The 13,028-nt window shown below is 66.9% G+C and carries 9 protein-coding genes; 5 read left to right on the plus strand and 4 right to left on the minus strand.

The window, feature by feature from the left end; genetic code table 11:
- The first annotated feature begins 1 nt into the window (after position 1).
- The 4 genes from NA8_RS07770 to NA8_RS07785 all read left to right on the plus strand — a co-directional run bounded on the left by NA8_RS07770 (position 2) and on the right by NA8_RS07785 (position 3,338).
- The gene (locus tag NA8_RS07770) at positions 2–808 is read left to right on the plus strand and encodes an SDR family oxidoreductase (RefSeq protein WP_063049694.1); all 807 of its coding nucleotides are present in this window, start codon (positions 2–4) and stop codon (positions 806–808) included.
- Between the two features lie 9 nt (positions 809–817).
- Positions 818–1,015 (plus strand): ferredoxin, encoded by a 198-nt coding sequence (locus tag NA8_RS07775; RefSeq protein ID WP_063049695.1) that lies wholly within the window; start codon positions 818–820, stop codon positions 1,013–1,015.
- A 139-nt stretch (positions 1,016–1,154) separates the two neighbouring features.
- Entirely contained in the window at positions 1,155–2,747 is a 1,593-nt protein-coding gene (locus NA8_RS07780) for a succinic semialdehyde dehydrogenase (protein WP_063049696.1), read from the plus strand.
- A 105-nt stretch (positions 2,748–2,852) separates the two neighbouring features.
- Positions 2,853–3,338: a glutathione peroxidase gene (locus NA8_RS07785; protein WP_063049697.1), complete on the plus strand. Its 486-nt coding sequence runs from the start codon at positions 2,853–2,855 to the stop codon at positions 3,336–3,338.
- A 78-nt stretch (positions 3,339–3,416) separates the two neighbouring features.
- Here the strand turns inward: NA8_RS07785 and NA8_RS07790 are convergent, their stop codons facing one another.
- From NA8_RS07790 to NA8_RS07805, 4 genes are all read right to left on the minus strand, one after another.
- Positions 3,417–5,213: a 5'-methylthioadenosine/S-adenosylhomocysteine nucleosidase family protein gene (locus tag NA8_RS07790; protein WP_169810468.1), complete on the minus strand. Its 1,797-nt coding sequence runs from the start codon at positions 5,211–5,213 to the stop codon at positions 3,417–3,419.
- 93 nt (positions 5,214–5,306) lie between these two features.
- Complete coding sequence (locus NA8_RS07795) at positions 5,307–6,539, minus strand: methyltransferase domain-containing protein (RefSeq protein WP_063049699.1); 1,233 nt, start codon at positions 6,537–6,539, stop codon at positions 5,307–5,309.
- Between the two features lie 39 nt (positions 6,540–6,578).
- Positions 6,579–7,073, minus strand: a complete 495-nt coding sequence (locus NA8_RS07800) for an SLATT domain-containing protein (RefSeq protein WP_063049700.1) — start codon at positions 7,071–7,073, stop codon at positions 6,579–6,581.
- Between the two features lie 773 nt (positions 7,074–7,846).
- Entirely contained in the window at positions 7,847–9,295 is a 1,449-nt protein-coding gene (locus NA8_RS07805; protein WP_084466599.1) for an MFS transporter, read from the minus strand.
- A gap of 256 nt (positions 9,296–9,551) precedes the next feature.
- On the opposite strand from NA8_RS07805, the gene car reads away from it, so the two are divergent.
- A complete protein-coding gene (gene car / locus NA8_RS07810) occupies positions 9,552–13,025 on the plus strand; it encodes a carboxylic acid reductase (RefSeq protein ID WP_157106596.1) in 3,474 nt (1,157 codons plus the stop codon).
- The last annotated feature ends 3 nt before the right edge of the window (positions 13,026–13,028 follow it).

Consider the following 13,028-nt stretch of genomic DNA (forward strand, 5'->3'; position numbering starts at 1 on the left):
AATGCCAAGATTCGCACCCCATCCCGAGCGCAGGCCCGCGCTCGTCTCCGGCGCCTCCTCCGGGATCGGCGCGGCCACCGCCGTCGCTTTGGCCGAGCTGGGCCACCCGGTCGCGCTCGGCGCGCGCCGCGCCGAGCAGTGCGCCGAATTGGCGGACAAGATCCGCGCCAACGGCGGTGAAGCCTTCGCCCACCGCCTCGACGTCACCGAGCCCGGCTCGGTCGACGAGTTCGTGCGCGCCGCCGAAGAAGCGCTCGGCCCCACCGAGATCCTGGTGTCCAGCGCGGGCGACATCGAGTTCGGACAGGCGCACGCGATGGATCCGGAACGGTTCGTGCGCCAAGTGCAGGTGCATCTCGTCGGTGCGCAGCGCCTCGTGCACCGGGTGCTGCCCGGCATGCTGCGCAGGCAGCGCGGCGACGTGGTGCTGATCAGCTCGGACTGCGCATCCGAACCGCGTCCGCGCACCGGCGCCTACAGTGCCGCCAAGGCGGGTCTGGAAGCGATGGCCGCGCAGATGCGCATGGAGCTCGAGGGCACCGGCATTCGCCTGTCGCAGGTCCGGCCCGGCCCGACCCTGACCGGTATGGGCATGGACTCCACGCCCGAGATCGTCGGCCCGGTGCTGGAGGACTGGAAGGCATGGGGCTTCGCCAGGCACCCGTACATGCTGCGCGCCGGCGACCTGGCCGCCGCGGTGGTGGCGGTGGTGTCCACGCCGCGCGGCGCACACCTGGTGCTCGTCGAGGTGCAGCCCGAGGCGCCCGTGCGTCCGCTCGCGGACGACCCGGGATCGAACGAACAGTAAGGAGCGACGATGCGAGTGCTGGCCGATCTGGATCTGTGTCAGGGACATGCGGTGTGCCAGGACGAGGCGCCCGAGGTGTTCCATGTCCCCAAGCGCGGCAAAGTGGAGATCCTCGATGCCGTCGCGGACCCGCAAGCGCAGGCCGACGTGCAGCGCGCGGTCCGCTATTGCCCCACCCAGGCGTTGACGATCGCCGCGGACGAGTGAGCGGAATTCTTCGCACGTGGTGGGTAGGCAGGGCGGGCGGGGACGAATACGATGAACCCAAAACCGGAACGTGTTCTAATTCAAGCGCACTGTCCAGCCCGGCGCCTGCGGCGATGTCCGACGTCATGGAGATGATCCGATGAGCACAGCACACACCGACAAGGCGACGGGCGCCCTGCCCGCCAGGATCACCGGGGAGCTGATCACCCGGCTGACCGGCCTGGTCGCCGCCGACGGTAGCGCGGCGCCGTTCGAGATGACCGAGGTCTACACCGGCGCTCCGGTCGGTGCGCTTCCGCAGTCGACCCCGCAGGACGTCTCGCGCGCGTGCGCCGCCGCCCGGGCCGCGCAGACGGAATGGGCCGCGCAGCCACTGCGGGAACGACTGCGGGTATTCGAGCGGCTGCACGAGCTGATCCTCGGCGAAGTGGAGACCATCGCCGACCTCATCCAGATCGGATGCGGCAAGACTCGTCGCATGGCCGTCGAGGAATCCTGCGACGTGCCCATGGTGGTCAGCCATTATCTCAAGACCGCGCGCCGGGTGCTGCGGCCGAAGCGGCGCGGCGGCCCGATGCCGCTGCTGACCACCTCCACCGAGCAGCACCGTCCCAAGGGGCTGGTCGCGGTGATCGCGCCGTGGAACTTTCCCTTCGCCATCGCCCTGTCCGACGCCATGCCCGCGCTGATGGCGGGCAACGGCGTGGTGCTGAAGCCGGACAACAAGACCGCGCTGTGCGTGCTGTTCGGCGTCGAGCTGCTGCACCGGGCCGGGCTGCCCCGCGGTCTGGTGCAGGTGGTGTGTGGTGAAGGACCCGATATCGGGCCGACCCTGATCGACGATGTCGACTTCGTCATGTTCACCGGCTCGACCGCCACCGGCCGGATCGTCGGCGAGCAGGCCGGCCGCAACCTCATCGGGTGCAGCCTGGAGCTGGGCGGCAAGAATCCGATGATCGTGCTCGCCGACGCGAACCTGGACGAGGTCGTGCCCGGCGCGGTGTTCGCGGTGTTCGCCAACTCGGGGCAGGCGTGTATGCACATCGAGCGGATCTACGTGCACCGCTCCATCCATGACGAGTTCCTCCGCCGGTTGGTCGCCGCCGCGGCGGAATTGAACGAAAAGATCGGCGCGGCCTACGACTACACGCCGGAGTTCGGCTCCCTCGTCTCCCCGCAGCACCTGGAACGGGTCGCCGCCCATGTCGAGGACGCGCGATCGAAAGGGGCCACCGTGCACGTCGGCGGGCAGGCGCGGCCGGATGTCGGCCCGGCGTTCTACGAGGCCACCGTGCTGACCGGCGTGACCCCCGAGATGACCCACGCGACGCTGGAAACCTTCGGCCCGGTCGTCACCGTGTACCCATTCGACGACGAGCAGGAGGCGGTGCGCCTGGCCAACGCCACCGACTACGGCTTGAACGCCAGTGTCTGGACCCGGGACTTCGCGCGCGCCGAGCGGATCGCCGCGCAGTTACAGGCGGGCAATATCAACATCAACGACGGTTTCGTCGCGACCTACGCCGCGAAAGGCACGCCCTCGGGTGGTGTGAAGCAGTCCGGCGTCGGCACCCGGCACGGCGACCAGGGCCTGCTGAAGTACACCGACACGGTGAACGTCGGCGTGCTCAAGAAACAGGTGCTCGCCGCACGGGCAGGTCAGCCCTATGACAAGCAGCTGAAGATGACCCTGACGTCGCTGCGGCTGATGCGCCGAACCAGGTTGCGCTGAGCGCGGTTTCCCCGCGGGAACCGCCGCGCCCGCAGCGGTCACAGCCCCCGCCGATCCGGTAGCGTGGCCGTCGGGGTGGATCCACGGCATCGAGAACGGATACGCATGAGTCTTCGAGAAGTTCCGCTACGCACGCTGTCCGGCGAATCGACGACGCTGGCCGACCTGGCGGGTGACCGCGCCGTCCTGCTGGTCAACGTGGCCTCGAAATGCGGCCTGACGCCGCAGTATGCCGGTCTGGTCGAGCTGCACGAGTCCTTCGGTCCGCGCGGTCTCAGCGTGGTCGGCGTGCCGTGCAACCAGTTCATGGGCCAAGAGCCCGGCACCGCCGAGGAGATCCAGGAGTTCTGTTCCACCACCTACGGCGTCGATTTCCCCTTGCTGGAGAAGACCGACGTCAACGGCGACCAGCGCCACGCCCTCTACCAGCAGCTGGTGGAGACTCCCGACGCCGAAGGCAACGCGGGCGACATCCAGTGGAATTTCGAGAAGTTCCTGATCGACCGCGACGGGAAGGTCGCGGGCCGATTCCGTCCGCGCACCACCCCCGAGGCGCCGGAATTGGTCGCGGCCATCGAAGCCGTGCTCTGAGGTAGGCCGTAGTTCCGGTCGATTGCGTACGGGAACACTGACGTTCTCGACGGCAGGCAACCGGTCGGCGGTGCAGGCTCAGCGTAGTAGTTCGGATCGGATCAGCGCCGCCGCGAAGGCCGCCGAACTATGGCACGCGTACTTCGTCCATCGCTCGTCGCGCCGGAGACCGACGATGTCGCTGATACCTCGAATCACCAGGCACGGGCAGTTGCCGGCGGATGTGCTCGCCAGCACTCCTCCGCTTTCCATCTCGACCGCGAGCAGGTCTCGAGCAGCGTCCAGCCACAACTCCAGCACCGAGGGATCTTTGATCAGCTGGTTCGACGTCGCGATCGTCCCCGAGACAGCACGGGGAGGCCCCGCCGAGTTGCCTGCGCTCTGGTGATATCTCAGGACATCCCGTACTCGCTTTTCCCACGCCCCCATGCCGACGATACTGTCGCCTTCCGGATCGACGGGCGGCTTCGGCAGTGGCTCGCCGGTGAACGGATCTGTGATGTGCGGCCATCCGGGCAGCGAGTATTGCCACGAGGAAACCATCGCGCCTGCGAGATCGGTGAAGCCGTCGAGCCCGCTACGGGCGGTTACCGCGAACTGCACCGCACCACCGGGCAACGCGGCGCCGACGGAGAAATCCAGAATCTCCCGGGCGATCACTACGTCACCGAGAGTGATGTCCGCGCAGGGAACTCCGCCGGCGATGCCCACCAATATCACCCGTTGAGGCCGCAGCCTTCGCACCGCGATGTCCACTACGCTGTGGGCTCTGGAGTTTCCCTGCTTGCCCAATGCCAAGGTGACGACCCGTATCGTTCTCCCGTCGAGTGTCTCCAGGCGTCGCGCGTCCCAGAGGTGATTGGTGATCGGCGCGTCCCGCACACCCCCGAGATGCGCGAGCACAGCGGCGAGTTCGTCGTCGCGCACCGTGACGATGACGAAGTCGGTCTCGGGTGACGACGGCTCCGACCGATCGGTCAGGAGGGGCACCGCATTCCGATGTCCTCTTTCGGTCGCTTCGTGATACATCGCGCGAAACTTCGCCACTTGATCCGACAGTCCGTGCTCGACGGCGACGTCGTGAGCCTCGCGTATCAGACTTTCCGACAACTCGTATTCGCCGTAACGCAGCAGCGATTGGGCGCGATCTCGGGCCAGGATAACGGAATTCACCGCTGCGCCGACATCCGTGGGAGGCTCCGATTCGGTGATACTCGGTGTCTTCGCCACAAGATCTATCGCCTCGGCGATCTGCCCTCGCTCCAAATGATGCTCTATCAGCCGGGCCGAAATGATGGACCGGTAAGCCGAGCGCTCTTCGTCCTCGGAGGTCGCGCTGTAGAGCTCCGAGGCCAGCTCGAACGATTCCTTCGCCGCTCCACTCAGATACAGACTCGATGACAGCAGCGACCGATGCAGATCCATCTCCGAGCCGAGCACCTGCGCTATCGCCGGATCCATGGATTCCAGCGACGTGGCGAGGTAGGCGGCGGCGAGAGCATGATCGCCGCGCTGATGAGTGACCTGCCCCAGTGTTCTCTTCAGTTGCGTATCCATCGCCGCTGCGGTCAGCCTCGAGTCGGCATCTCCGCTCGCACGGACCTCGTAGACGGCTTGCGTGATGAACTCCTGCGCGCCGACCACCACTGCGGAACCTTGTTTCGCCATGGCGGTCTGGCCGTACAGAATGGCGAGACCGAGTCTGCCGCGTAATCGAGGATCCATTGCTCTGGCCGACATCGAGGCGAGCAGTCGCATGGCCAACTGTGTATCCCGGGTGGAGACGCGGCTCTGGAGGCGGGACAGAATAAGCATCGCCGATTTCCCGAGCGCCTCTACGGGATCATCCTCGACCAGGCCGAGCTCTGCTGCCATGTCGTGCGGAGAACACAGGGGCGGCCCCGTCGATGCGGATGCCGTGGCAGGATGACCGCAGACCACACACCTTCTCGAAGCGCTCATTTTCCACTAGTTCTCGCATCTACGCATATCGAAGATCAGCACGCCGGGAAGCAGTGAATGCAGCGTGAACAGCCGCGGGTCGATTTCCCTGCCCTCGCTCGCCGGCTGCGGCTCCACCAACCGGTGGATCGAGAATCCGTTGTCGGCGAACATGCGTGAATATTGCGTCAGTGTCCGGTTGTAGAGTCGCGTACCGGCCATGCCCGATTGCCAGGTGACCTCTTCGGTGGGTGCGTGATAGTAGCGTGCGATCGTCCGCAACCAGTCCGGCATCGGAAGCTCGTCGGAGAGTTCGTCTTGGGTCCAGGCCCGGTCGGTGGTCGTGTGCAATTCGCGAAACAGGGTGAAGCACGGGTGTGGAACGCTGACCAGGAGCTGGCCGCCTGGCCGGAGCACTCGGTGCGCCTGCTTGCAGACCAGCTCGGGAGTGACAGTTGCCGAGAGCACCATGTTCGCCACAGCGGCATCGAGCGACTCCGCCGCGATGAGATCGGGATCGGTCACCACCGCTGATTCTCCGAGGCGAGCGGTCGCCAACGCGCGCATCTGCTCGGCGGGGTCGTACGCGACTACCTCGACGGAGCCGGAAGAGCGCAATCTCTCGCTGAGCCAGCCGTCGCCACATCCGATGTCCACCACGGTTCGCGTATCCGCACCGAGAAGGCGGGAGATCGCCGGACCCATTAGGTACTCGTGCAGCCAACGTTGTTTGCCGGGCCGGGTATTCCAACTGCTGGCGGCCACCTGCTCCCAGCGGGCCACGTCCTCGCTGGATTCGCTCGGCTCGCCGTCCCGCTGGGGGAGCTGTCGGCCGGAATGGACTGCGGTGCCGCAGAGCGGGCACCAATGCCACGAGGGCTCGACTTCGTGGCCACATCGGATGCAGTTCACCGCATCCGCGCGGGCGAAACCGTGCTTGGTGTCCCGATGCCGCACCAGCAGCTTGTCGACCTTCCTGACAACGGCTTCGTTGAGATCGATACCGCCGAATTCGACCAGGGACAGCAGATTTATGGCTATGTCGGCGACTTCGCCTTCGACAACCGAATTACCTTTGAACATCTCGTCGATCTGCTCGGGTGTCCGCCACAGTGTGGTGTCGAGTAGTTCGGCTGCTTCGGTGCACAGCGCGGAGACGAGATATCGAGGCCGGTGGAACTTCTGCCAGCCCAACGTCTGGACCAAGCGTTGCACCGCTGTTACTGCCGATGTGATGTCGTAGCGGGTATCGCCGACCATGTGCCATCTCCGAATCGTGTGAAGGCAGCGGAGTGCTGACTATCGCGTATTTGCACGGTGGGGGCCGTTGCCGTCCGGCTCGGACGAGGATTCCCGGCTCGCACGCAATTTGAGCCACCCTTGCCGGTCATCGCTGATGATCGTATTGAGGCCTTGCAGTAAGTCGTCGACAACCACTTCGCTTCGATCCGAATCGCGGCCGAGCAGGCGGAATTCGAGATTGCGTTCCAACTCGGCGATTCGGTCGACGGTGACGGTGCGTCCGATCCAGAGTCCGCGATGGTCGTAGAAGGCTTCGTAAGCGGCGAGGACAGTGGTGAGAGCGCCGAGCGTCAAAGCGATGTCGGAGAGTATCGGACGGACGTCGAGACTTACTTGGAGGCCGAGAAGGATCGTGATCGCCGCCGAGAAGCAGACCGTAGCCATGCGCAAGGTGAAAGCTTTTCGCTTGTCACGCGAACGGCGACGTTCGAACAGCGCTTTTTGGGCCGCCAGTTCCGCTGCGAGAAACTCGGCTTGTTCAGCGCCTGCCATGTTCTTCCCCGTTCCGAATCCGACGCGTGACGTATCAGCATCATCGAGGGGTCGACCGCTCGATGATGGACTCCGCCGCGTCATCTCGGCGCTTTTGTCCTTCTTCGTCGGTCCGCCCCGGCCTCCCGCATGCGATAGCCGATCCACGCCGGTGGCGTGTCTGGCGTCGGCAACTGTAGTCCCCCCGACACGATACCAACCGTGCGTCGGCGCTGGGATCGTTTGAGAGACAGTAATTTCGGGTACTTTACGACGTCGAGTAATTGCTTTTGCTCAGCAATTGTTTGTTGCGCGGAACTGGCGATTCGAGGGCTGCAGGCGCCGGAGGTACTCCCCTTCCTCACCACCGAGAAGGACGACTCCCACAAAATCGCGGCAGCAAGAACTTCGATCTCCGATGGGGCTTATGGTGTGTGGTCCTGCCGATCACTTCGAGGTCGCCGGGTGAGGGGTTCGCGGAGGCCGAGGTGGGAGCGGAGGGTGGTTCCGGTGTACTCGTTGCGGTAGACGCGGCGCGTGTGTCGCCCGCCGCCACGCCCCGGGGTGGAACCCCTCCCCGTCGAGCTCTACACCGAGCGCGAAAACGCCCATTCCGCATCCTCTTTCAACCCGCGAACCATGAGGTGACGAGCGATGGCCCGAGCCGGGTACGAGCCGGCTCGGGCCACCGGCGGCCCACCCTGTGCGAGCATGCGCGCGGCGGGTGGTCGACCGCGATGGTTTGCATCGCGATGATTCCAAGGTTGTCGAACGTTTTCGAACGCAGCGGCGGGCTACCGCGCCGCGCGCGCGGCGAAAGCCGCCGCGAGCAGGACCGTGACACCTTCGGCGACCGCCGTGCCGCCCAGCGCGTGCGCCGCACTGCGCACCGTGCTGCCGGCGAGGCCGAGGAACAGCGAGCCGAAGGTGGCGATCCCGACCACAATGCCCAATTGCACGTTGGTGACCAGAATCCCGCTCGCGTCCGCGGCCGAAGTCATCGGGACCTTGGCCAGCGTGCGGGTCATCAGCGGGCTGAACGCGATGCCGTTGCCCGCGCCGCACAAGCCGAGCAGCGTCAGCGCGAGCGGCCCGACCTCGGCGCCTTCGCGCAGCAGCGCGCCGAGGGTCACCATGCTCGCCGCGCCGAGAACCAGCCCCAGCGGGATCATCGTCGGGTGGAAACGAGCCGGGATGCGCTCCCAGTTCAGGCTGGCGACCGCGAAGGTCACGCCGAGCGGGACGAACAGCAGGCCCGCGTGCAGGGCGCTGTAACCGAGCGTGCTCTGCAAGTGGATCGCCATGACGAACATCCAGCCGCCGAAGGTCGCCATGATCACGAACAACGCGACGGCGGCGGGTATCAGACCCGGTGCGGTGAGCACCCCCCGCGCGAACAGGGGTTCGCCGCCACGGGAGGCGACGATTCGCTCGATCACCACGAACAGCGCGAAGCCGATCGCGCTGGCGATCAACGCGATCCACGACCACATCGGCCAGTCCAGCTCGCGTCCGAGCACCAGGGGCAACACCAGCAACAGCACCGAGGCGGTGAGCGTGGCCAGCCCGGGCAGGTCGAGCCGCCGCTCCAGACGCCGGGCCGAGGGCGGCAGGATGCGCGGCGCCGCGACCAGCAGCGCGACGCCGATCGGCACGTTCACCAGGAACACTCCGCGCCAGCCGTTGCCGAGCAGGTCCGCGTTGACGATCAGCCCGCCCAGCACCTGCCCGGCGACCATGCCGCCGGAGATGATGGCCGAGTAGACGCTCAGCGCCCGCGCGCGGGCATGACCGGTGAAGGTGCGCTGGATGAGCGTCATGATCTGCGGCACCATCGCGGCCGCACCGACGCCCTGGGCGAACCGGAAGACGATCAGCGACGTCTCGTTCCAGGCCAGTCCGCAAGCCAGCGAGGCGAGGGTGAACAGCGCCAGTCCGGTGACGAACGTGCGGCGCTGGGTGAACCGGTCGCCGAGCCGTGCGCCGGTGACCAGCAGCACGGCGTAGGCGATGACGTATCCGGCGACGATCAGCTGCAGGGCCGCGCCGCTGGTGTGCAGCGAACCCCGGATGGAGGGGATCGCGACGTTGACGATGGAGGAATCGAGCACCGCCATGAACTGGCCGGTGAGGATGACGGCCAGGACGGCGAGCGAACGCCGCGCTCCCAGCGCGGCGGGTGGGGCGGCCGGAGCGGCGGCGGGCGTCGTTGCCGCCGGACCCGGCGATATGGTCTGTGTCATGCTCCGAGCATGCGGTGCGCCGGGCACCGGTAACAGGAGCCCGTTGACACTGGTACCGGCAGCACCAGGCTGAGCGTGTGCCGCAAGGGAATACCGGACAATTTTGGGACATATCCGACACTGTGTCCGGTGTCACAGACACTTGCCTCCGCTATCGACCGTCCGAACTATTTAGACGAGCTAACGTGTTTGGTGAAGGCGCGTTTCCCGGACGAAGGAGGTCGTCGTGGCACTCGAAACACGCGGGGAGCGGCTCATGCGCCGCATCACCCGGCTGTACGCCGAAAACGACGACATCCGCAACGCCATCCCGCGTGCCGAGGTCGCCGAGAAGATTCGCGAGCCCGGCGCGGGGCTGGCGCAGATCGTCGAGACGATCATGGTCGGCTACGCCGACCGGCCCGCCCTCGGCACGCGCGCGACCGAACTCCGCACCGGAGAGACCGGCCGCACGACGCTGAGCCTGCTGCCGGCGTTCGACACGATCACCTACGGCGAGCTGTGGGAGCGCGTGCGCGCCGTGGCCGCCGCATGGCACGGTGATTCGCGCGAGCCGCTCCGGGCGGGCGATTTCGTCGGCATTCTCGGCTTTACCAGCAGCGACTACACCACTGTCGACCTGGCCTGCATCCACTTGGGGCTGGTCGCGGTCCCGCTGCAATCCAGTGCGCCGGTCGCCCAGCTGTCGGCGATCGTCGAGGAGACCGCGCCGCGGGTGCTCGCCGCGACGCCGGAGCTGCTCGACGCCGCGGTGACGTGTGCGCTGTCGCAGGCCGGGCCGCAACGGCTGATCGTCTTCGACTACCACCCGGGAGACGACGACCAGCGCTCGGCGTTCGAAGCGGCCCGCGCCCGCCTGGCCGAGGCGGGCAGCTCCGTGTTCGTGGAACCGCTCGGCGAGGTGCTCGCGCGAGGTAGGTCGCTGCCGCCCGCGCCGTTGTTCGCCGCCGAGCCGGGTGCGGACCCGCTGGCGCTGCTGATCTACACCTCGGGCAGCACCGGGACCCCCAAGGGGGCGATGTACTCCCAGCGGCTGGTCGCCAGGGGATGGGTGAACCAGCGCGATGTCGCCGCGATCAACCTCAACTACATGCCGATGAGCCACGTGGCCGGTCGCGGGTCGCTGACCGGCGTACTGGCCCGCGGCGGCACCGCCTATTTCACCGCCGAGAGCGATATGTCCACGCTCTTCGACGACATCGCGCTGGCGCGGCCCACCGAGCTGTTCTTGGTTCCACGGGTGTGCGACATGATCTTCCAGCGCTTCCGGGGCGAGGTGGATCGGCGCGACGGGCCGGGCGTCGACCGGGCCGCGCTGGAAGCGCAGGTGAAAACCGAACTGCGCGAGCACTTCCTCGGTGGACGCATGGTCATGGCGATCTGCGGAAGCGCGCCGGTGTCGGCGGAGATGAAATCGTTCGTCGAGTCGGTGCTCGAGCTGGAACTGCACGACGGGTACGGGTCCACCGAGGCGGGCGGCGTCGTCGTCATCGACGAACGGGTGCAGCGGCCGCCGGTGCTCGATTACAAGCTCGCCGACGTCCCCGAGCTGGGCTACTTCCGGACCGATAAACCCCATCCACGCGGCGAGCTGCTGCTGAAGAGCACCACCCTGATCTCCGGCTACTACAAGCGGCCGGAGCTCACGGCCGAGATCTTCGATGCCGAGGGCTTCTACAAGACCGGCGATATCGTCGCCGAGCTCGCCCCGGATCGCCTGGTCTACGTCGATCGGCGCAACAACGTGCTGAAGCTCTCCCAGGGCGAATTCGTCGCGGTCTCGCACCTGGAGGCGGTCTATGCGACCAGTCCGCTGATCCAGCAGATCTTCGTGTACGGCAACAGCGAACGCGCCTATCTCCTGGCCGTGATCGTGCCCACCGAGGACGTGCTGGGCTGGGGCGACCCCGAGAAGATGAAGACGGCGCTGAGCGAATCGCTGCGAGGGCTCGCCAAGGACGCCGAACTGCAGTCCTACGAGATCCCGCGCGATTTTCTGATCGAGCCCGAGCCGTTCACCACCGCCGATGGTTTGCTGTCGGGCATCGGAAAGTTGCTGCGCCCCAAGCTGAAAGAGCGATACGAGCCGCGCTTGCAGCAGCTGTACGCCGACCTGGACGCGGGGCAGGCGAACGAACTGCTCGATCTGCGCCGTACCGCGGTCGATCTGCCCGTGCTGGAGACGGTGAGCCGCGCGGCGAAGGCCGTGCTGGGCTGCGCGGACGCCGATCTGCGTCCCGACGCGCAGTTCACCGATCTCGGCGGCGACTCGCTGTCGGCGCTGTCGCTATCGAGCCTGCTGCACGAGATCTTCGAGGTCGAGGTGCCGGTGTCGGTGGTGATCAGCCCGGCCAACAATCTGCGCGAGGTGGCGGACTACATCGCGGCCGTGCGTGTCTCGGGCGGACGAAGCGTCACGTACACCACGGTGCACGGTGCCGGGCCGCAGGTCCGGGCCGCCGATCTGACGCTCGACAAGTTCCTCGACGCCCGCACACTCGCCGCGGCGCCGTCGCTGCCGCGTCCCACGGAGACCGCGCGGACGGTACTGCTCACCGGCGCGAACGGCTACCTCGGGCGTTTCCTGTGCCTGGAGTGGCTGCGGCGGATGCACGACACCGCAGGCACACTCGTCTGCCTGGTCCGTGGCTCCGACGCCGCCGCGGCGCGCCAACGCCTCGACAGCGCTTTCGACTCCGGAGATCCCACACTCATCCGGGAATTCCGCGAGCTGGCCGCCGCGCATCTCGAGGTGATCCCCGGCGATATCGGGGAGCCGAACCTAGGCCTGGACGACCGGACGTGGGATCGGCTGGCCGAACGCGTCGACCTGATCGTGCATCCCGCCGCGCTGGTCAATCACGTGCTGCCGTACCGGCAACTGTTCGGCCCGAACGTGGTCGGCACCGCCGAGTTGATCCGCCTCGCGCTCACCACGCGGCTCAAGCCGTTCAGCTATCTGTCCACGGTCGCCGTGGCCGCGCAGATCGATCCGGCCGTCTTCGCCGAGGACGGGGACATTCGCGAGATCAGCCCGGTCCGCGCGGTGGACGACAGCTACGCCAACGGCTACGGCAACAGCAAGTGGGCGGGTGAGGTGCTGCTGCGCGAGGCCAACGACCTGTGCGGACTGCCGGTGGCGGTATTCCGGTCGGACATGATCCTCGCCGACCGGCGCTACGCCGGCCAGCTCAATGTGCCGGATATCTTCACCCGTCTGCTGCTGAGCCTGATCGTCACGGGGATCGCGCCGTTCTCCTTCTACCGCACCGACGCCGACGGCAACCGCTCGCGCGCCCACTACGACGGCCTGCCCGTCGATTTCACCGCGGACGCGATCACCGCCCTCGGCGCGACGGCAGGCACCGGCTTCCAGAGTTTCGATGTACTCAACCCCCACGACGACGGCCGGTCGCTCGACGAGTTCGTCGATTGGCTGATCGCCGCGGGCCACCGGATCGAGCGGATCGCCGACTATCAGGAGTGGTTCATCCGGTTCGAGACCGCCCTGCGGGCGCTCCCGGAATGGCAGCGCCAGGCCTCCGTGCTGCCCTTGCTGCACGCCTATCGGCGGCCGGCCCCGGCCGTTCGCGGCTCGGCACTTCCCGCGGAGAGATTCCGCTCCGCCGTCCGAGCCGCGAAAATCGGCGCCGAGCACGATATTCCGCGGATATCCCGGGAACTGATCGAGAAATACGCGACGGACCTGCGATTACGGGGCCTGTTGTAGGAG

This window comes from Nocardia arthritidis NBRC 100137 (genome assembly GCF_001612765.1).
Taxonomy (GTDB): Bacteria; Actinomycetota; Actinomycetes; order Mycobacteriales; family Mycobacteriaceae; genus Nocardia; species Nocardia arthritidis.